Here is a 20527-nt window from a genome sequence, read left to right on the forward strand (position 1 = left end):
AAATGGAGGCTATTAAACTTTCATACAGGGTGCTGTTTAGCCTGGAGTTTACGCTGGAGGGCTACCGGGATGATATAAATCAGTACCTGAAACTGGTGCCGGACAAAGCATCAGATGAGCAGATTTCGGAATATGATTTATTATACAGGAAGCAGAAAAGCGCCAGCGTTTTCCTGGCTGAAGTGGAGCCGGATGGGGCTGCACAAGGGATACCTTTCGTACCGCCAGCGGAAGAAGCAGTATTCCGGTTTCAGGTAAAATTTCAGGACCAGAATTTCTTTGCACGGACGCACCTGGCTTCCTATGATTTTGTGAACCAGGTGCTGGTCCTGTCAAATGAAGTGAATCATATAGAAGGAACGCAGCTGTTGCTTAGCCGTCCGGTAGAAAGTTACGATAGCAGCAAAGAATACAAAAAAGGCTACCTGGCCCGGTTGGGGAGCAATTTTTTTAAGGCTATCCGGGAAAGTAATGTCGCCGATGCACATCCAGTTACAGACACAGCTTACTGGAAGAGCATACCGGACGGAAGCTTCGTAAGCCAGGCCGACCTGCAGACCCGGACGCCTTCCCTTGATTTAGATACTGTGATGGTGATCGACATCAGGCACAGCAGTACATTGCCGGCTGCCTACCAGCTGCTGGATGCATCATCGAAATGTAAGGAGGTTCTCTTTAAAATAAAATTCCTGACGAACAGCTAACCATCACCATCCTAAAACCTTTCTAGCTTATGGCAACCATAAATGAAACCGCAATTAAAACGCCGGGGGTCTACATAAACGAAATCCCCCTTTTCCCTCCTTCGGTAGCCCAGGTAGCTACTGCCATTCCCGCTTTTATCGGTTACACGGGAAAGGCCACTGAAAAAGTGGATAATGATCTGCACCTGGTGCCAAAACGAATCAGCTCTATGGTGGAGTACGAAACGTATTTCGGGAAAGCCAGAAACGAATCCATAACCATCAATATCAGCGGCAACATTGATGCTAATCCTGCGGGTGCTACTGTGGCGCCTATCACGCCTCCGGGCCTTACTTACCGGATGTACTACGCCATGCGCATGTATTTTGCCAATGGGGGAGGCCCCTGCTATATCGTTTCGGTGGACCTCGATACGGTTGCCATCGATGTTGGAGATGATACGAAGGGTTTACAGGGCGGACTGAAAGTGCTCGAAAAAGAAGATGAGCCTACCATTATTGTTTTTCCGGATGGGGTTGGACTGGGGGATAAGGACAAGTATTATGGCCTCATCGACCTTGCGCTGGACCAGTGTGAAACGCTGGCAGACCGGGTGACGCTGGTGGATGTTTACCAGACTTCAGGCAATAATGATGCTGCTAACATCAAGGATCTACGGGATAAAGTGAGAAGCGAACGGGAATACGTGATGTATGGCATGGCGTATCATCCGTGGCTCGAAACGAACCTTCCTTTTACCTACACAGGCGCCACTGCTGTTATCGGTACCCATACCGGTCCGGGAGCTACCGATCTGGCCGGAAAAAAATTAGATGATGTTAATGCCAGCAACAATGCTTTGTATAACCTGATTAAAGCGGAGCTGGATAAATTACATGTGGTGCTTCCGCCCAGCAGCAGCATCGCCGGAATTTATGCGCGGGTGGATGGCAACCGGGGCGTCTGGAAAGCGCCTGCCAATGTAAATGTCATGAATGTGGTGAAGCCATTGATCACCTACAGCGACAGAGACCAGGAAGATATGAACATCGATCCCACTTCCGGTAAATCCATCAATGCCATCCGAGCCTTTACCGGAAAAGGAATACTGGTGTGGGGAGCACGCACCCTGGCCGGCAACGACAATGAGTGGCGCTATGTGAGTGTGCGCCGGTTCTTCAACATGGTGGAGGAGTCTACCAAAAAAGCGTCGGCCCAGTTTGTGTTCGAACCAAACGATGCCAACACCTGGGTGAAAGTACGGGCTATGATAGAGAATTACTTAACCGTGCTGTGGCGGCAGGGAGCACTGGCAGGCGCTAAACCCGAACATGCCTTCTTTGTAAAGATTGGCCTTGGCCAGACCATGACAGCTGACGACATCCTGAACGGAAAAATGATAGTGGAAATAGGTATGGCAGCTGTACGTCCTGCTGAATTCATTATTCTGCGCTTTATGCACAAAATGCAGGAGTCCTGATAAATGCTCCTGGTCAGGTAGCATATGCATGTCTGCTTTTTTATTACCCAGCTAGTTTTTTACTCAAATTTAAAAACCTACACCCATGGCAGAATATCCAATTCCGAAGTTTCATTTTCAGGTAGAATGGGGCGGAACCAAAATCGGATTCACCGAAGTAACCGGCCTGGACATTACCACCGAAGTTATCGAATACCGGGACGGCGCCAGTCCGGAATACTCCAAAGTGAAGATGCCTGGCCAGCGCACCTTCAGCAATATCAGCCTGAAACGCGGGACCTTTGCCGGCGATAACGAATTTTACAACTGGTTTAATACGGTTAACCTGAACCAGATTGAGCGGCGCAACATCACCATCAGCCTGCTCAATGAAAACCACGAACCGGTGGTGGTCTGGAAAGTGAAAAATGCCTGGCCTACCAAAGTAACACCAACCGATTTGAATGCCGACGGAAACGAGGTGGCCCTGGAAACGCTGGAGTTGGCGCACGAAGGCCTGACCATTCAAAACGAATAAGCTATGGCTGATATCTTAGGTACTTATCCGCTGGTAGGCTTTCATTTTATCGTGGCCTTTGAACTGTTCCCGCAGTTGCCGCATGATTTCCGCTTTCAGGAAGTCAGTGGATTGTCGGTGGATGTGGAGATGGAGTCGTTCCGGGAAGGCGGGCAGAACCGGTTTGAGCACCAGTTACCGGTAAAAACCCGGTACTCGGATATCACCCTGAAGCGTGGCATGTTTGAGCTTCCGTCCGGTATCATGGCCTGGTGCATCAACGGGGTTCAGAACTTTATCTTTCAGCCCACCAACCTGCTCATAACCATGCTCAACGACCAGCATATTCCGGTTCAGAACTGGTATGTGGTAAACGCCATTCCCAAGCGGGTGGAGTTTGCTACCCTGAATGCCGAGCAAAGCCAGGTGGCTATCGAAACGCTGGTGCTGAGCTATAACTATTTCAACATCCTGAACGCTTCTACTGCCCTGGCAGCGGGGATGAATGCCCTGGGGTAGGCCAAAATTTTGCTAGTGCGAGCTTGTAGCTCGTACTTACATGCCACGATGTAAAGCATTATGTCTTGTTTTGTATTGCTGATGAAGGTAGAAATGCAGCAATTTACATGGGAAATGAAAGTACGAGCTACAAGCTCGCACTAGCGCACCCGTTTCAGATTTTTCCCTACAGATTAGCCCTGAAGCAAGTCCGGGACCCAATGCCGTCAACTTATGCACAAATTACACATTTTGTCATTTCGAACGCAGAGAGAAATCTGGTATTGAAAGGTAAATGTATCAGATTTCTCAGAGCTTCGCTCGCACCCTTCGGCTCTCGCCTTGGGTGTAGTCGAAATGACAGGATAGCTTAAGATGACAGCATTGGACTAGCAGCCCTAATTCCAGGCAGCAGTGGCAATGGTGGGAGGTGCAGCTGATTTTTAACCTGATAAAATATGCCGATAGAAATAAAAGAACTTCACATTAAAGCTTCGGTCGTGGAGCGGAAGGGGGATGCCGGTGCGCAGCAGCTTCCTGCTTATGAGCTGGAGAAAATAAAAAACGAACTCATCCGGGCCTGTGTGCAGGAGGTGCTGCAGGTGCTGGAAGATAAAAAAGAACGCTGATGATACCACTGGGCAAAGTTGAGAAGATGCAGATTCAGGCTTTCACCGATGCCACGGCAGCCCGAACACCTGTCACAGAACCTTATTCTTTCCAGGTAAACCCCTCCACCTACAGCGAGCGCTTTGTGGTGCAGTACGCCCAGGAGCAGGCGCCCGGTAACAGTGGCGCAGAACAGGTATACCAGGGGCAGACGCCGGAGGAATGGGAATTCGAACTGCTGCTGGATGGTACGGGCGTGATAAAAGAAGCCAATGCCTTAAGTATATCGCTGCTGGGCGCTGTAAAGCCGATGGTAGTGATGGATGAGGTGAGAAAGCTGAAAGCCGCCACCGTAGAGGTGCAGGGAGATACACACCGCAACGCGTACCTGGTTGTGTCGTGGGGGGAGCGGGATATTTTTAAGGGAAGCCTGGTGTCGCTCGATTTAAACTACAAGCTTTTTGCACCGGATGGTACGCCGCTCCGGGTAATAGCCAAAGTAAAGCTGCGGGCCTGGGTGAGCGACGAAGAACGGGTGCGCGCGGAGGGGAAGCAGTCGCCTGATATTACCCATGAACGGATTTTTAAAGCCAGCGACACTTTTTCCCTCATGACCTACCGCATCTACGACGACCCCCGCTATTACCTGGATGTAGCGAAGGCAAACAACCTGAACAGCTTCCGGAAAATACCGGTTGGCACTAAACTCCGATTTCCACCCATCAAGTAATTATGACTGCACCCAGAACCATACCCACCACCCGCCCTTCTGACCTGGTAACGTTTGCTATTTTAGTGGACGGCGAAGCGCTGTCTGCCACCATCCAGGTAAAGAGCATCAGTGTGCACCGGGAGGTAAACAAGGTGCCGTTTGCGCGTATCCGGATAGTGGATGGCGACCCCGCCAGGGAGGATTTTCCGGTCAGTAACGAGGCCTATTTTACACCGGGAAAGGAAATAGAAATCAGGCTCGGGTACCGGAGCGACAATGTGCCTGTTTTTAAAGGCATCATCACGCACCATGCCAACAAAATCTCTTTCCGGAGTGCAGAGCTGCAGGTAGAGTGCAAGGACAAGGCTGTGAAGCTGACGCTCGGAAGAAAAAGCAAGCATTATGAAAACGTTACCGACAGTGATATTGCCGAAGAAATAATTGACAAATACGGGCTTGAAAAAGAGGTGGAAGCTACGCCTGTCCAGCACAAGGATGTCATCCAGTTCAACACTTCCGACTGGGATTTCATGCTGTCACGGTTGGACGTGATGGGACGCATCTGCACCGTGGAAGACGGTAAAATAATTCTGAAAAAGCCTGACCTGGGGGCAGCTTCTGTACTGGATGTGTTGTACGGCGCCACCATCCTGGACTACCAGGCCGAAATAGACTCCCGCACCCAGCTAAATGAAGTACTTTCCAGAACCTGGGACTACAGCAGCCAGGAAGTAGCGGAAGACACTGCCGACATACCGGATGTTCCTGAAACCGGAAACCTGTCACCAACCGAACTGGCAGCGGTACTTGGCCTGGAGTCTTACCAGTTAATACATGCAGGCCGGCTAACAAGCGGAAAACTGAAGGAATGGGCTAATGCCCGCATGCTCCGGAGCCGCCTGGCCAAAGTGAAAGGAACCGTCAAATGCAAGGGCTTTCCGGATGTAAAGCCGGGAAGCATCATATCGCTGAACGGCGTAGGAGAGCGCTTCAACGGACCCGTGTTTGTCGCCGCAGTCAGGCAGCAGTATAGCAGCGGCAGCTGGACAACAGAAATAGAATTCGGGTTGCCGGATACCTGGTTTGCCGAAAGCATCAATCCTTACCATTTATCCGCCCAGTCCGGGTTCATGCCGTCGGTGCAGGGTTTACAGATAGGCGTAGTGACCGATTTGGAAGACCCGGAAGGGGAGCACCGGGTAAAGGTACGCCTGCCGGTGGTGAGTATGGCGGAAGAAGGCATCTGGATGCGTATTGCCACGCTGGATGCCGGCAACAACCGCGGAACCTTTTTCAGACCGGAAAAAGATGACGAGGTGATTGTGGGGTTTATTCAGAACGACCCCGATAATCCGGTTATCCTGGGCATGTTGCACAGCAGCGCCCTGCCGCCGCCGCTTACCCCTTCGAATGATAACCATGAAAAGGGCTACATCAGCCGCTCGGAAATTAAAATGATTTTCAACGACGACGAAAAATCCTATGTGCTGGAAACACCCGGCGGAAAGAAAATCACTCTGAACGATGAGGCAGGACTGGTGCAGGTAGAAGACGAAAACGGAAACATGGTTAAAATGGAAGCTTCCGGTGTAACGCTAGAAAGTGCAGGCTCCTTAACAATAAAAGCAGCAACAGACATTACGCTGGCCGCTGTGAACATCAGCCTTTCGCCTTCCTCGCAGTTTTCTGTTTCGGCAGCTGGTTCCGAGATCAAGGCAGGAGCTGGTAGCGCAGAATTTAAAAGTGCTACGGTGAAGGTAGAGGGGAGCGGTCTGGCGGAGATAAAAGGAGGATTGGTAAAGATTAACTAAAAAGAAACGATATGCCACCTGCTGCCCGTGTTGCTGATATGCATGTATGCCCCATGGTAAATCCGGGTGGGGTGCCGCATGTGGGCGGGCCAGTTTTGCCGCCGGGCGCGGTAACAGTATTAATCGGTGGCTTGCCTGCCGCTACAGTTGGCGATATGTGCGTGTGTGTTGGACCGCCCGATACCATTATTATGGGTTCCGCTACAGTACTTATTGGCGGTAAACCTGCTGCCCGCTTAGGTGACAGTACGGCGCATGGCGGCACTATTACCATAGGGTGTCCTACGGTGATCATTGGGGGATGACATGCCTTGACAGCCGCTGAACTACCTGCTGACCGGGCAGCAGAGGCAGTGGTGGCAGGTGCAGAACACTTTTTTTACGCTAAATATGTGGAAAGTAGCTGGTGCAGAGCGCCTGGTTCGATTCCACATACTAAACCTACAAAGCGCTATGAGCACTGAATCATTTTTAGGAACAGGCTGGAGCTTTCCGCCCGCTTTCGATAAGAAAACGGGTGGCGTAGAGATGTTACGTGACGAGGAGGATATTCAAAGCAGCCTCCATGTCCTGCTAACCACCCGCCTGGGGGAGCGCGTCATGCAGCCCACCTATGGGTGCAACCTGGATGAACTCGTATTCGAATCGCTTACCTCCACTTTCAAATCCTACATCCGAGACCTGGTAAAGACGGCGATTCTGTTTCATGAGCCACGCGTCAAACTGAACAAGATAGAGCTGGACGATAGCCGTGAGGTGGAAGGGGTTATTCTGATTGTGGTAGATTACACGGTTCGCACCACCAATACACGCTTCAATTATGTGTTTCCTTATTACAAGAACGAAGGCACCGATATCTGATGAACAGCAAGTGCGATAACAGGAACCCTCTGGTACGGTCGGGCGTGAACCAGTATGAGCGTGTACTGCAGGCGCTCTTACCAGGCCATGCCAGTGTGGATGAGCGCGATGACGCCGATTTAATCCTGTTTGCAAAAAATTATGCCAGCCAGCTGAAGTACTTCAATGCAACCAATGTGGCGGAGGGAGATTGGCAGGTATTCATGCGGATGGATGTATCGGTTACGCTTGCTTCGCTGGTAAAGCTGGAGGTGGCAGGAAGCTTTGCCTATGTCAAAAAAATACTCGATGTGCTGAAGGCAACCCCCACCAGCGACGAAACTAAATTAAAGAATCACTTTAAAGTTCTCTTTGATTTTGGCTTTACCCTTACCGCACTGCTTCAGGAGTACTACCAGGACCTGCCGGCGGAGTTTGGCTTCCGTGAAATCATCAAAAACACAATACAGTCCACGCTGCCGCCGTATTACGACCGCCTGAAAAAGTATTACGACGAAGCCATCAGCCAGGGACTGATTGACGCAGGCAGTACCTTTACCCTTGAACCAGCCCCCTTTGCTGTTCAGCTTTCCCAGGATTTTCAAGAAGCCAGCCTGGCTGCTTTCTGGACAGACGGCCCGCTGCCTGCCTTTACACCAACCTACCATGGCGCCAGCACTTCCCTGAAAATAAAGAATACCGGCACCCATAACCTCTTTACCGGCATCTTTGACCAGTACTCCAAAACACTCACCCGCCTGGTGGCGCAGGCCCGAAAGCAGCTGGACCAGACCTTGACTTCTTTTCCGGCCCACAGTCCGCATTACGGGCTGTTTCTCACGTTTATCAAGTTGTTCAGGTATGCGCAGGAGCATGTAAACACCTATACAAAGCGCCACCTCGACCTGTATTATAAGGAAATACTAAGCCTCCGGATGAAGGCGGCTGAGCCGGACCAGGTACACCTGACCTTTGAGCTGGCCAAAGGCAAAGAAAACCACCTGCTTCGGAAGAGCACTGTTTTTAAGGCCGGGAAAGACGCTGCTAACGAGGAAATATTTTATGCTTTAACGGATGATATCGTTGTCAATACAGGTGCAGTAAAAAGCCTGAAAAGCCTTTTTGTACAGAAAAACCTGGCCCAGCAGACGCTGCAGATTTTTGCCAGCCCAATAGCCAACTCTGAAGACGGACAGGGTGCAAAACTTGCAAGTGCCGATAAAAGCTGGAAAGTATTCGGAGACGCAGAACGAACGCCAGCGCGTGTTGGCTTTGTGGTGGCCTCGCATTATTTGTACCTCCGGGAAGGCATCCGAACTATCACCTTCGATTTTCATGCCCCGGCAGGCGCACCTGTTGCCTTTACCACCGAAGACATCCGGCACAGCTTTTCCCTGCAACTGACAGGCGAAAAAGGGTGGGTAGAGGTGGTGATAGAACCTTCAAAAGTCGCGGTGCATGCCTCCAAAACGTATTTCAGCATTTCAATTATGCTGGATGGGGGAGCGCCACCAATTGTGCCTTACTCCGAAAAAATACACCAGCAGCAGTTTGCTACCACACTTCCCCTGGCAAAATTCAGTTTGAAAAATGCCCTGGCAAAAGAAGCTGTCTGGCAATTTGAAGTCGAAAAAGTCGGTATTAAACTGCATGTTACCGGCATCAAAGATATTGCGATTCAGAACGATGCCGGCACCCTCAGCCCCTCTAAGCCTTTTGATTTATTTGGTTCGGCGCCCCGGATAGGTTCTTCCTTTATTATCGGCAGCAAGGAAATTTTCCTGAAAACGCTCCAGCCTACCGGAAATGTAAAGGTCCAGGTGAATATCAACTGGGATAATTATTCTGAACTCTGGCGGAAAACAGATTTTGAAGACACACATAAAGTCGACATTTACCACCTCGAAAACGCCGTCTGGAAGGAGACGCATACCAAGCGGAAGCTTTTCCATGATATTCGGCCGGATATTGAAATCCAGCAAATGACTGCCGGTGTAACGGCTGGTTCTTTTTTATCATCTGCACCTGCCACCATTCCTTCTGCTGCTTCGGCAAACGGCGCTGCACCTGCCACCTCACCCTTTGCTGCTTCGTTCATGGGTACTACAACCGGCTCTTTCCCTTTTCCGGGTGGGGGAGCAGGGGCAGGTATGGTCGGGGCAATCATCGAAAATCCGATTCAAATCAATTTTATCCAGTCCGACACAGCTTTGCCCGTCAGTCTGCCTGCCTTGCAGGTGGAAGCGGATTACACAGCGAATGAAAATTATTCGGTCAAGTCGAAGTGGGGTTTTCTGAAAATTGAGCTGAAATCCGACTTCGGGCACAGCACCTACGCCGACCGCCTGGCCAAGGCCGCAAAAGACGCTGTTATTACCTCGGTGCAGGATGAATCGGACCCGAACAAAACGACTACCACTATTAAAATGGATAAGGTAGAAGAGCCTTTTACCCCCCAGGTAAAGGAAATCTCCCTTGACTATTCCTGCTCCACCGTACTTGATTTTGCTACCGGAGAGGAAGGTGCTTTTCTGCAACTCACGCCTTTCGGAAGTAAAGATATGGCAACAGAAAACCCGCGTCCGCTGCTGCCGGATGTGCAGGAGGAAGGCACTTTTTACATTGGAATAGAAAATTTTACGCCGGACCAAACGCTTTCTCTTTTGTTTCAGGTAGCAGAAGGCAGTGCCGACCCGTTGCAGGTAAAGCAGGAACTGAGCTGGGCCTTTCTGGGTGAGAACAACGTATGGCAGGAATTCCAGAAGGAGGACATAGCAGATGCAACCAACGACCTGACCCAGTCCGGCATCATCCGCTTCAGTATACCGGATAAAGCTAGTGCCACCAGCAGCCTCTTCCCGGAACAGCTCCATTGGCTTAGAGCCACCGTCAGTCAGAAAACACATGCCGTTTGCAAGCTGATTGCCGTAGTGGCCCAGGCAGCCAAAGCAGCATTTACCGATTTTAAAAATACCGGCAATTACTTTAAAAACACCTTACCCGCCGGCACCATCAGCAAAATGGTTGTGAGCGACTCGGCGGTCAAGAAAATTAACCAGCCCTATGCCTCCTTTCACGGGCGGGTTAAGGAGCAGGATAACCATTTTTATGTGCGGGTAAGCGAGCGCCTGCGGCATAAAAACCGCGCGATAACCATGTGGGATTATGAGCGGCTAGTCCTTGAGGCTTTTCCGGCTGTTTACAAAGCCAAGTGCATCAACCACACCCACATACAGGAACAGACCTCGGGTACGCAAACCATTTTTGTAGATAACGAACGCAAGCCGGGGCATGTGCTGGTCGTGCCGATTCCGGATTTAAAAAATAAAAACGCCTTTGACCCGCTGCGCCCCTATACCAGCCTGGGCCTGCTGACGGAGATACAGAAATACCTCTACCGGCACATCTCGTCCCATGTGAACCTGGAGGTGCGGAACCCCCGGTTCGAAGAAATACAGCTGGAATTTAAAATAAAGTACCTGACGGCAGAGAATGAGTTTTATACCAAAGAGCTGAAAAGCGAGCTGGAGAAGTTCCTGGCGCCCTGGGCCTACGACCCGCAGACGGACATAGAGTTTGGCGGGAAAATAAGTAAAAGCGTTTTGATAGATTTTATTGAAGAGCGGCCTTATGTCGATTTTCTGAGCTGTGTTAAAATGTACCAGGTGGTGGAAGGCATCCGGTCCGCCGACCTCGACGAAGCGGTAGCCACCTCTGCGCGCTCGGTGTTTGTGTCGGTTAAATCCGATGACCCGGTGCATGCCCACCGGATTTCCTTTATAACTGAAAACTGCAATTGCTGATGGAAGAAACTTTGTACATAGCCAAAAACAGGAGCCTTCCGGAAGTTCAGGATTATGATTTCCTGCGTACGCTGGGGCTCCGGCACATCGAGGACCTGTCGAGCAAAATCTGGACCGACTACAACACCCACGACCCGGGCATCACCACCCTCGAAGCCCTCTGCTATGCCATCACCGAGCTGGGCTATCGTACCGGGTTTGATATTAAAAATTTGCTGGCCGGTAAAGACGGAAACATAGCAACCGACCAGGCTTTTTTCTCCCCCAAATCCATCTTAACGGCAGAACCGCTGACCATTGAAGATTACCGTAAACTGCTCGTTGACATAGCCGGCGTAAAAAATGCCTGGCTGTTTCCGTACCGCGACGAAGACGGTAAACTCCTGGAGGAGCCGGAGCAGGAAGTACTCCTTTACGCGCATTGTCAGAAAGACCAGCTGGTGTACGAAGAAACCGAACATCCCGTGCGCCTCCACGGGCTTTACTGCGTGCTGCTCGACCTGGAAGAAACCGATGAGTTCGGCGACCTGAACAAAGGCGATATTACCTACCAGTTTGCCACAGAAGACCTGCTGGACATCCGGATGCAACTCCTCTTGCCGGGCTGGAAAGGCGCCCCTACCGCCGGGTACGAGTTTATTGCAGCGGCTGACCCGTCAACCATCAGCAACATAGCCGTTAGTTTTAGCAAAAACCGCTGGACGGTAAAATTTGAAATCGCAGGAGCAGCTGAGGTGCGGGAGTTTCTGTTCCAGGCCTTTGTGTTGCTGCGAGAGGATGTGACCGCCATTGAGCCCGCTATTACCGACCTGTTCAACGACGCCGCAACGTTGGCCGATATCTTTTCCATCTACCAGAAAAAAAACAAGCTTGTCGTCAGTATTCTGCAAACGGCCAAGCAAACGCTGCATGCGCATCGCAACCTGTGCGAAGATTTTGTAGAGCTGGATACGGTGTGCACACAGGAAGTAGCCTTTTGTGCCGATATCGAAGTAACACCCGATGCCGATATTGAAGAGGTGTATGCCAACATCCTCTACCAGCTCCAGAACTACCTGAATCCGGATGTGCCCTTTTATTCCCTGAAGGAGCTCCTGGAAGAGGGCCTGCACACGGATGAGATTTTTGAAGGGCCCATTCTAACGCATGGCTTCATCAAAACCGAAGAGCTGAAGGCGACCCAGCTGCGCAGTAAAATCTACGTGTCGGATGTCATCAATTTTATCATGGACACCGCCGGGGTGCTGTCGGTGAAAAACGTGCTGTTTACCAAATATAACAAGGCAGGAGAGCCGGTGCTGCCGAGTGAGCGCTGGTGCCTGGAAATAGGCGGGGGCTGTAAGCCGGTGCTAAATGTTTTCCGGTCGAAGGTATTGTTCTTTAAAGGAAAGCTGCCCTTCAGAGCCAGGGTCGATGAAACCCTGGACACCTTAAAATACCTGAACGGGCTGGAGCAGCGAAAAAAGCTAAAAGGCACAGCAGACGACCTGGAACTTCCGCAAGGTGCGTATCATGACCTGGGCGAATACCTGTCGGTGCAGTACGAATTTCCGGTTACCTATGGGATAGGCGAGGCCGGCCTGCCCTCCACGTCAACACCGGAGAGGGTAGCGCAGGCAAAACAGCTCAAAGCTTACCTGATGTTCTACGACCAGCTACTGGGCAATTTTTTCGCGCAGCTGTCCAGGGCCAAAGACCTGTTTTCGCTGAATACCGACGTCAATCAGACCTACTTTGCGCAATTCTTAAGTGATATAAAGGGTATGGAGGAGATTTATGGGCATGCCACCGATTTAGAAAAAGCCCTAAGTGCGCCAGCCCCTGCCGATACAGATGCAATAAAAAAACTGCGCGCGCTCATCCTGGAAGATTCAGATACCTTTTACGACAGGAGGAACCGTTTTCTCGACCATCTGATAGGGCGCTTCGCCGAGTCGTTTAATGAGTATGTGCTGATGCTGTATACCTACAAAAATGCAGACAGCTACCAGGACATTGAGCCAGATGAGCTTATCAAGGACAAAATCTCCTTTCTGAAAGATTATCCCCAGGTGAGCCGGGAAAGAGGGAAAGCCTTTAACTACCTCCAGCCCTCCTGGGATTCCGATAATGTTTCGGGGCTCGAAAAAAGAATAGCCCGGCTGTCGGGCATCGACGATTTTACCAGGCGCTTTCTTTTCTGCCTGAAGCATATCGAAATCCTGAGCACCACTGCTTCGCCTCCAAAATACTTCTTCAATCTCGTGGATGAAGCAGGCACGGTCTTGCTCACGTCGCTCCAGGAATACGCCTCTTTTGCAGAAGTAAAGGCAATAGCAGATAAGCTTCCGGAAGTGGCAGGCGATAGCTCCTTTTATAAAACAAAGGACCTGGCGGTAGACCAATATTCCTTTCTGGTACAGGACAGCAGCCAGGTGCCTTTGGCAAAAAGCGGCCAAATTTTCACGGATGCAGCCTCCCGCAATGCTGCCATGCCGCAGGTAGCCGCAGCTTTGGGGCAGGATTGTCCGGGGGAGGGCATGCACCTGGTAGAGCACCTGTTACTGCGCCCACGGTTCGAAGCGCCGGAAATACCGGGGGAGGAGCCCGAAGCAGTATACAAACTGTTCCAGGTATGCCTGGGCGAGAACTGCGGGTTCTGCGGCGAAGAAGACCCGTATTCTTTCCGGTTGTCGCTGGTGCTGCCGTACTGGCACGAACGCTTTAAGAGCATGGAGTTCAGGCGGTATTTTGAAAGTATGGTCCGCACCGAAACGCCGGCGCATTGCATGATAAAAATCTGCTGGGTCAGCAATACACTGCTGAACAGGTTCGAGCGCATCTACCAAAAGTGGATGGAAACGCTGGCCGATTACGAAAAGGACCTGGTGCAGCATCATGATAAAAAAGAGCCTTTGCGGAAAGCCAGTAACGACATGATTGCCATCCTGAAAGAGCTGCACAGCGAATACCCGGAGGCGCACTTGCACGACTGTGCTACAGGTGTAAGTAATCCGGTTTTATTAGGTAACACGGTTTTAGGTACGTATAAATTTTAATCCGATGACAGAATTTAATTCTTATCCCGTTTTTGTGGCCGATCAGGTTTTAATGGCCGAGCACCTGAACGAAATCGTGAATTACCTGGATGAGCAGGACCGGCTGACGCGCAACAAACTCATCGGGATTGGGATTGTATGCGGGCTGGAGCTGCACGTTAGTTCTTCCAGAATCGAAATCACGAAAGGGTGTGGGGTAACTTCTGCCGGTTACCTGCTGGTGCAGGACCAGCTCAGCCTGACCTATTACCGTCCGTACACCCTGCCCACAGATTTTAGTCCGAAGTATAAACCGGTTTATGAAAACTGGCAGCTATGGGAGCTACTCACGGCAGAACAATCGCTGGCCGAAGAAGATGCCTTGTCTATTGAAGCAAACCGGGCTTTTATGCGCGACAAAATTGTGTTGCTGCTGCTGGAGATGAAAGAAAAGCCGCTGAAAAACTGTGTCGATACCGATTGCGATGACAAAGGCGATAAAATAGAATTTGCGGTTAAACCTTTACTGGTTAAGCGAAGCGACATAGATGAATTTTTGAAAAGCAAAGAGGAGCAGCCCGTAAACAATGAGCCTGCACCCTCTGTTAGTCCGGCCCTGCTGGATGTGAAGCTGAAACGGTTTAATGTGCCGGTAAACCAGCTAACCTCGACCGATGTGGTCCTGAACGCTTTCCTGGAGCTGGTAGACGAAAATACCCTGAAGCGCCTGGCCCAGGTGCTCAACTACAGCTACCTGCACTATAAACCTATTCTGTTTGAAGAAGCCAGTAATCCTTTTGGCGATGTCTTTGAAGTATTTAAAGCCAGGCTGGCAGCTATTAAGAACACGAACCCTTTCTTTATTCAATACTTCTACGACTGGCTGGATGATATCCATAAAGCCTACCATGAATTCAAACGCAAGGTGTATGATGTGCAGGTGGCGTGCTGCCCCGATGAGGACCTGTTCCCGCTGCACCTGATGCTGGGAGAAGCTACCAAAAGCACTTCCATCCACAGTAAATCAAACTACCGGCACTACTTCCTGTATTCGCCTTTGTTTAACAACCAGAAAAACCTGCTGGCCGAAGTGCAAAGTTTATTCAGGAGAATGCGGGTACTGGTTCAGAACTTTACCGTTCCAAGCCCCGGTACTTTCCCCAATACGCCCGTCAGGATTACCCCGAGCAAGTACCTCGACAAGCCAATATCGAATCGTTGTATTCCGTATTACTACAACCCGGAGGAGCTCTACCAATGCTGGAACTGGAGCAAAACCCGGAGGGGGAAGGCCACCTCAAACCTGTCGTATCATGCAGCACAGTATAACAGTGCCGATGCGGTGGTCAATCCGCTGCTGTACGATATCGAGCGGTTTAATTTTTTCCGGGTGGAGGGCCACATTGGCAAGAGCTACGGGCAAGCCTTAACCGCTGTTATTTCGCAACGCAATAGCTTCAATTTACCTTTCGAAGTAGTAGCCCTCTCCACAGCTACCGTTGCCCGCTATGCAGCCAGCGACGATAAAAACTGCCTCTTCAATGACCTGGAATCGCTTTACAAGGTAATTATTGCTGAACTTAGCTGCCGCTTCGGCGACCTTGCCTGCCTTCTGGCGGATGTACCCTACCGGCCCCAGCTTTCAAACATTACAGGGGCGGTAACAGACTTTTCTGTAACCGAAAACATACCTGTGCATACGGCGGCTACGTCCATCGGGAACCTGGCCGGCTTTACCATTAATCCTGCTATTTTTCCGCTCTTTGGTCTGCCGTCGCTTGCTGTGCCGGCCTACAAGCGGGGAGACTTTTTCAGGAGCCATTGTACGGTGAAGAAGGGGACGGTAGGAGAGGTGTACCAGACCCTGGTGGCCAGGGGGCACCACTTTGTGAAGCCCTCGCCCGACAGCAACATGACCCTGAATACGGTGTATGCGCACCTGTTCTATTTTATCGACAGCGTGGAGAATGTCATGGGTGCGTCCTGGCCCGACACAATCAAAGACTTTACACCTGCGACATTTACCGCCAGGTTTGCTGCCCTCACCGAGGAAGTTCGCTTTATAGCTGCCAACACGCTGAATATGGCAGAAACGGCAAAAGAGCTGCGCCTGGAAGAAAGCCTGCGGCGCTTCCCCGGCCTAATAAATACCTGTTTCGACGAGCGGCTGGCAGCGTTGAAGAAGGAATATGAAAAGCGGTATAATGAGGTGCGGGCGCTGGCCAACTTCATGAACTACTTTAAAAAGCACCCGGGTCTGGAACACAAGGCAGGCGTACCGAAGGGAGGCACGTTTATTTTAGTGTATCATGAAACGCCCGCCCCACGGTTAACCAGACCTATTCCGCAGGTGCTGACGAATGTACCCGGAGCAGTGCTGGCTGCCGCCAATCTCAATGAGGCTATTTTATCCAATGCCCATATCGATGACTTGTTAAAAGAAGCTTCGGTGAAGGACCCTGTTTTGCTGAAGAACTTTGAACTGGCGCTTGGCAGCTTCCTGAACACCTGCCGCGACATGGAGGAAGCTACCAAACTAGACATTACCGATATACTTATCCGGGTGCCGCAAATTCGTGTACCCGACAGGTTTCGTATTCCCGAGTTTGCCGTAATAGCAGACTTTTACCTGCCCTACATCTGCTGCTCCGACTGTCCGCCCATTACGTATGTGCTGCCTAAAGAGCCGGAGGTGGTGTTATCTATCCGAATTACGCCAACAGAGTTCTGTAACAATGACGAAGGCGCTTATCCGGTTACGGTGTCACCGGAAGGTGGCGTGCTTTCTGCATCAGTTGGTGGCGTAGCGGCAGGCAGCTTCCAGTTTAAACCCAAAGGCATACCGGCAGGTACAAACAAAATAACCTACACGCTGGCCGATGGCAGGAGCACCAGTGTGGATGTAAAAATAGTAGAAGCGTTTGAGGTCGATTTCAGGTTCCAGGTAGAGAATGATGGCATTACGGTCAATTTCTTCCCGTCGAATACAGGCGACCGGCAGGTGACCTGGGATTTTGGCGACGGGGTTACGACCACTGAACAGCAGCCCAGTCACACCTACCAGTTAAAAGAGGAATCGGAAAGCTTTACGGTTAAGCTGACGGTAAGGGATGTTCCCTGTCTGGCTACAAAGGAACACACCTTCACCCTGAAGCGACCGGAAAGAACCGAATTTGGCCTAGTGCCGGAAGTCTTTTGCAGTAACGACAGAGCCACCCATACCTTTAAAATAGCGCCAACTCCCAAAAATGTAAAAGAAATCAAGAACGAAGCGAAGCTGGTGCTGGAACGAAACCCGGATACAGGGGAAATATCCTTTATTCCGGCCAAACAAAATTTACAGGCCACTAAAGAATTTCCGTTAAGCTACAGGGAGGCAGGGTTAACTATCAAAGTAGTGGTACCGAATGCCGACTTCATCATGGTGCTTAAACGCATTCAATCTCCTCCAAACACCACGGTAGACCTGTCCGACTTTGTGCTGCATGTAAAGGCGAAGGAACCCGCGGCGGACGATTACCAATGGCGGCTGTTATCGGGCGACCGGCAGCTTCAGTTCTCCGGTCAGGCCGTCGATATTTCGTATCGGAATACCGGCCTCAGTCCGCAAAATGAGCTGCTTATCAACCTTCGTATATTTCATCAGCTACCGGGTGCAGAATGCATGGACGAGAAACGGTTTATTATTGACAGGAGGATATTCGATAGATTCCTGGATAAAGAAGAGTTCGATAACCATACCACCCTCTAACCCGTCACTGCTGCATGACTGTTCAGCGCCATATCATCCGCAGGCAAATCCTGGAAGTAAGCAGGGAAGGAGCAACTGATGCGTTTGCTTTCAAGGAAGAGCTGTCGCTTTTCTGTACGCAGAAATTACTGCCCGCCATCGAAAAGGTTCTCGATGAAAAGGCACCGGCAGGTAAAGTAATAAAGGCAGACAGTGTGGTTATTGAAGCAGGGGAGTTACCCGCAGACAATTGGGAACAGGTGCTGTGTGAGAAAGTAGTGGAGCAGTTGGCAGACCTTTTTTCGTCAATGGGAACAAGCGCTGTTGTGGGTGCTCCAGGTATTACGGCAACGCCTGTGGAAGAGCTGAGCGAACAGGAAAACGCCGTTGACATCATCCTCTACTTTCTGCGTACCGGTGTGATGCCCTGGAATGCATCCGTGTCCAGTAAAGCAGACCTTCAGCGGCTGATGGAAACTGCCGGCAGCAAGTCCACTTTCCTCCACCAGATGAAGCAGCTCACCAATACGGAGCCCCAGGTACTGAAACGGCTTGTACAGCAGTTTGAGGAGCCGGTACTGGAAAAAATTATGACGCTCAGTGGTGTGAGGAAAAGCCTGCGCGAAAAGGAAAAGAAGTTCCTAACGTCCCTGTTATTCCTGCTAAAATTGCCGCCAGCCGAATGTAAACAGCTTCTGATTCAGTCGCTTCTGGCAGGTGCTTTGGTTCAGCGGAGCAGGCATGAATCTGCCCTGAATCCGGAAAAATTTGAGGAGATTGTTTTTCGACACCTTTTTGAAAATCTCACTGCTGAGCAACTGCAGCGGGCAGCAAAAATGCTGTTTTATGGTTCTTCAAAGCAGGAAGATAGCGCAAAGGCAATAGCAGCACAGGTAGGCGCCGGCAAACAAACGGATAAACCTGCTTTCGGGAAGAACCTTGTTTCAATCAAAAATAAGAAACAGGAGTATTTTGTAACGAATGCCGGACTGGTGCTTTTACATCCTTTTCTAGCCACCCTTTTTGAAAATATAGGTTATACAGATAAGCACGTGTGGGTGTCAGAAGAGGTGCAGCAGCGTGCCCTGGGGCTGAGCCAATACCTGGTAACCGGCAACGAAGCATGTCCTGAATTCGATTTATTGCTCAACAAGCTTCTGCTGGGCTACCCCATGCACCAGAGCGTAAACGGCAATATCGTTTTAAGCGCATTTGAAAAGAAAGAAGCACAGGACCTGCTGCAATCGGTCATCAGGCACTGGGATGCCTTAAAAAACAGCAGCATCGAAGGCCTGCAGTCGACCTTTTTGCAACGTGATGGAAAAGTTTGGTTTGGCGACTCGAAATGCTACCTCAAAGTGGCGCAAAAAACCGTAGATATTTTATTAAACAGACTTCCCTGGGGCATTTCCATTGTAAAAACGCCCTGGATGGACAGTATGATGCATGTAGAATGGAATTGAAAGATATGATGCCGTATGAAAGAGACCTTAAGCCCCCAAACCAAATCGGGTATACCAATAAGACCCCGCTCGTTTTTTTCATCAAAAGGAGCGAGTAGGAAGGATTTATTCTTTCAGCCAAAATTAAAGATTGGGCCGGTAGATGATGCCTATGAGAGGGAGGCAGATGCGATCGCGGACCAGGTGATGCGTGTGCCCCAATCACAAACCGGTATAACGCGCATGTCAGCTTCTGGTATACAGCGAAAGTGCAGTGAATGTGAAAAGGAAGAAAAAGAGAAACTGCAGCGGAAAGCTGTTTCTTCCACTATTCCTGAACCCGCTACGGAAGTTTATCAGGCACTGAACGCGGGCGGACAAGCCCTGGATACTGAAACCAGATCATTCATGGAAAGCCGCTTTGGGCAAGACTTCTCGCAGGTGAAAATCCATACGGATGAACTCGCCGCAAAGTCGGCTGCTTCCATTAATGCCCTGGCTTACACGTCAGGAAACCATGTGGTATTTAACCAGGGGCAATATGCGCCCGGTACGGATAGTGGCAAAAAGCTGCTGGCCCATGAGCTGACGCATGTGGTGCAGCAGAACGGTAGCTCTGAAAGAATAGCCAGGCAGGAAGATGAAGCATCCGAACCAAATTTTACAGAAACCGCAGATCCATGTACCTATCGGGGTGCGGCTGACCAAGAGAGAGAAATACACCTGAACCTGGGGTTAAGGGCAGTCCGTGTTTATACCGGAAGCGCTACTAATTTCAGGCAATTTGACAATATCATTGTGGGACCTAGTACTTACTCGCTTGCCAGGAAAAATGGATGGTGCCATATGTACCCGGTTCTGGGGCACCAGCTCGTCTCTGGTCACGGCCTGATTAATTTTGTTAACTATTGCGGCAACTTTGGCTTTCACAGCAATTTCTGGAGACAAACACGGGATGGTAAGCGGGTAATTGAAAGAATACCCGGAGCGCAATCTGCCGGGTGTGCCCGGTTAGATGATCCGGACAAAGATTCTACAGGTTCGGCAGCATCAGCAGCATTTTATAATCTTGTCAGGCAAGGGGATTGTGTGCGCATTTACGATCGGAGTAGCTGGCGCCGTCCAACTTTTAAAAGGTGCAGGGAGGGAGGTAACTGCAGACCATAGTGGTATCTGCTGTATACGGGCCTTTCGGAGAAAAAGGCGTCTGGGGGTCTTTCGTCCTGCCTGAAGAAGAGCAGAGGAAATGGTGACAGGTGCAGCAAAGTTTTTCGCCGGTCACCCGGCTATTTTCATAGGCGAGGTGAAGCAGAGACTGTGGTGGCAGGTGCAGCAGAGATTGTAAAGCTGTTTCATCACAAGAAAAATAACAGCAGACAGTATAGCATATGCAGCTGTTTCGTTT

Annotated in this window: 14 protein-coding genes; all 14 read left to right on the plus strand. The window is 50.5% G+C overall.

Annotated features, from left to right (window positions below; translation table 11 throughout):
• The first annotated feature begins 2 nt into the window (after positions 1 to 2).
• The 14 genes from DCW36_RS19855 to DCW36_RS19915 all read left to right on the plus strand — a co-directional run bounded on the left by DCW36_RS19855 (position 3) and on the right by DCW36_RS19915 (position 20289).
• Positions 3 to 704, plus strand: coding sequence for a hypothetical protein (locus DCW36_RS19855; RefSeq protein WP_114782545.1), 702 nt, complete (start codon positions 3 to 5; stop codon positions 702 to 704).
• Positions 705 to 733: 29 nt separating this feature from the next.
• Positions 734 to 2164, plus strand: coding sequence for a phage tail sheath family protein (locus tag DCW36_RS19860; protein ID WP_114782546.1), 1431 nt, complete (start codon positions 734 to 736; stop codon positions 2162 to 2164).
• 85 nt (positions 2165 to 2249) lie between these two features.
• Complete coding sequence (locus DCW36_RS19865) at positions 2250 to 2681, plus strand: phage tail protein (protein WP_114782547.1); 432 nt, start codon at positions 2250 to 2252, stop codon at positions 2679 to 2681.
• 3 nt (positions 2682 to 2684) lie between these two features.
• A complete protein-coding gene (locus tag DCW36_RS19870; protein WP_114782548.1) occupies positions 2685 to 3179 on the plus strand; it encodes a phage tail protein in 495 nt (164 codons plus the stop codon).
• A 437-nt stretch (positions 3180 to 3616) separates the two neighbouring features.
• Positions 3617 to 3787: a DUF5908 family protein gene (locus DCW36_RS22665; protein WP_164891198.1), complete on the plus strand. Its 171-nt coding sequence runs from the start codon at positions 3617 to 3619 to the stop codon at positions 3785 to 3787.
• Complete coding sequence (locus tag DCW36_RS19875) at positions 3787 to 4497, plus strand: CIS tube protein (protein ID WP_114782549.1); 711 nt, start codon at positions 3787 to 3789, stop codon at positions 4495 to 4497. Before DCW36_RS22665 ends, DCW36_RS19875 begins: the two co-directional genes overlap by 1 nt.
• 2 nt (positions 4498 to 4499) lie before the next feature.
• A complete protein-coding gene (gene vgrG, locus DCW36_RS19880) occupies positions 4500 to 6290 on the plus strand; it encodes a type VI secretion system tip protein VgrG (RefSeq protein ID WP_114782550.1) in 1791 nt (596 codons plus the stop codon).
• 11 nt (positions 6291 to 6301) lie between these two features.
• Complete coding sequence (locus DCW36_RS19885) at positions 6302 to 6595, plus strand: PAAR domain-containing protein (protein WP_114782551.1); 294 nt, start codon at positions 6302 to 6304, stop codon at positions 6593 to 6595.
• Positions 6596 to 6743: 148 nt separating this feature from the next.
• Complete coding sequence (locus tag DCW36_RS19890; protein WP_114782609.1) at positions 6744 to 7151, plus strand: GPW/gp25 family protein; 408 nt, start codon at positions 6744 to 6746, stop codon at positions 7149 to 7151.
• Complete coding sequence (locus DCW36_RS19895; RefSeq protein ID WP_114782552.1) at positions 7151 to 10933, plus strand: baseplate J/gp47 family protein; 3783 nt, start codon at positions 7151 to 7153, stop codon at positions 10931 to 10933. Before DCW36_RS19890 ends, DCW36_RS19895 begins: the two co-directional genes overlap by 1 nt.
• The gene (locus DCW36_RS19900) at positions 10933 to 13971 is read left to right on the plus strand and encodes a hypothetical protein (RefSeq protein ID WP_114782553.1); all 3039 of its coding nucleotides are present in this window, start codon (positions 10933 to 10935) and stop codon (positions 13969 to 13971) included. The genes DCW36_RS19895 and DCW36_RS19900 overlap by 1 nt, the downstream gene beginning before the upstream one ends.
• A gap of 4 nt (positions 13972 to 13975) precedes the next feature.
• On the plus strand, positions 13976 to 17701 hold the full coding sequence (locus tag DCW36_RS19905; protein WP_128396999.1) for a PKD domain-containing protein: 3726 nt from the start codon (positions 13976 to 13978) through the stop codon (positions 17699 to 17701).
• A gap of 14 nt (positions 17702 to 17715) precedes the next feature.
• A complete protein-coding gene (locus DCW36_RS19910; protein ID WP_114782555.1) occupies positions 17716 to 19143 on the plus strand; it encodes a contractile injection system tape measure protein in 1428 nt (475 codons plus the stop codon).
• Positions 19144 to 19158: 15 nt separating this feature from the next.
• A complete protein-coding gene (locus tag DCW36_RS19915; protein WP_114782556.1) occupies positions 19159 to 20289 on the plus strand; it encodes an eCIS core domain-containing protein in 1131 nt (376 codons plus the stop codon).
• Positions 20290 to 20527: the final 238 nt, after the last annotated feature.

The organism is Botryobacter ruber (assembly GCF_003347595.2).
GTDB lineage: Bacteria > Bacteroidota > Bacteroidia > Cytophagales > Hymenobacteraceae > Pontibacter > Pontibacter ruber_A.